Source organism: Spirillospora sp. NPDC052242 (genome assembly GCF_040679555.1).
GTDB lineage: Bacteria > Actinomycetota > Actinomycetes > Streptosporangiales > Streptosporangiaceae > Spirillospora.
Genome location: NZ_JBFAUZ010000119.1, coordinates 1 through 1,097 on the forward strand (window position 1 = coordinate 1; position 1,097 = coordinate 1,097).

General features: G+C 57.9%; 1 rRNA gene. It reads left to right on the forward strand.

The window, feature by feature from the left end:
• Positions 1 to 1,033 (forward strand): 23S ribosomal RNA (locus tag AB0L25_RS41055); the annotation flags it as partial.
• Positions 1,034 to 1,097 lie beyond the last annotated feature (64 nt).

The window sequence follows — 1,097 nt, forward strand, 5'->3', positions numbered from 1 at the left end:
GGGTCGAAGCTGAGAATCTAAGCGCCGGTAAACGGCGGTGGTAACTATAACCATCCTAAGGTAGCGAAATTCCTTGTCGGGTAAGTTCCGACCTGCACGAATGGCGTAACGACTTCCCCGCTGTCTCAACCACAGGCCCGGCGAAATTGCAGTACGAGTAAAGATGCTCGTTTCGCGCAGCAGGACGGAAAGACCCCGGGACCTTCACTACAGCTTGGCATTGGCGCTTGGAGCGTCTTGTGTAGGATAGGTGGGAGACTGTGAAGCTCGGACGCCAGTTCGGGTGGAGTCGTTGGTGAAATACCACTCTGGTCGTTTTGAGCGTCTAACCCGCACCCGTGTATCCGGGTGGGGGACAGTGCCTGGTGGGTAGTTTAACTGGGGCGGTTGCCTCCTAAAGTGTAACGGAGGCGCCCAAAGGTTCCCTCAGCCTGGTTGGCAATCAGGTGGCGAGTGCAAGGGCACAAGGGAGCTTGACTGTGAGACGGACGTGTCGAGCAGGTGCGAAAGCAGGGCCTAGTGATCCGGCACCTACGTGTGGAAGTGGTGTCGCTCAACGGCTAAAAGGTACCCCGGGGATAACAGGCTGATCTTCCCCAAGAGTCCATATCGACGGGATGGTTTGGCACCTCGATGTCGGCTCGTCGCATCCTGGGGCTGGAGTAGGTCCCAAGGGTTGGGCTGTTCGCCCATTAAAGCGGCACGCGAGCTGGGTTTAGAACGTCGCGAGACAGTTCGGTCCCTATCCGCTGCGCGCGTAGGAGAATTGTGAGGGTCTGTCCCTAGTACGAGAGGACCGGGACGGACGGACCTCTGGTGTGCCAGTTGTCCTGCCAGGGGCATGGCTGGTTGGCTACGTTCGGTTGGGATAACCGCTGAAAGCATCTAAGCGGGAAGCCTTCCTCGAGATGAGTTCTCCCTCCACCTTCGGGTGGGTAAGGCCCCCGAGAGACGATCGGGTTGATAGGCCGGGGATGGAAGCGCGGTAACGTGTGGAGTCGACCGGTACTAATAGGCCGAGTGGCTTGAACACACTGAACGTTCAAAGCATCTCGCTGTGTGTTGTTCGCGTCCCTGTGTGGTTCCCAGAAAACAAA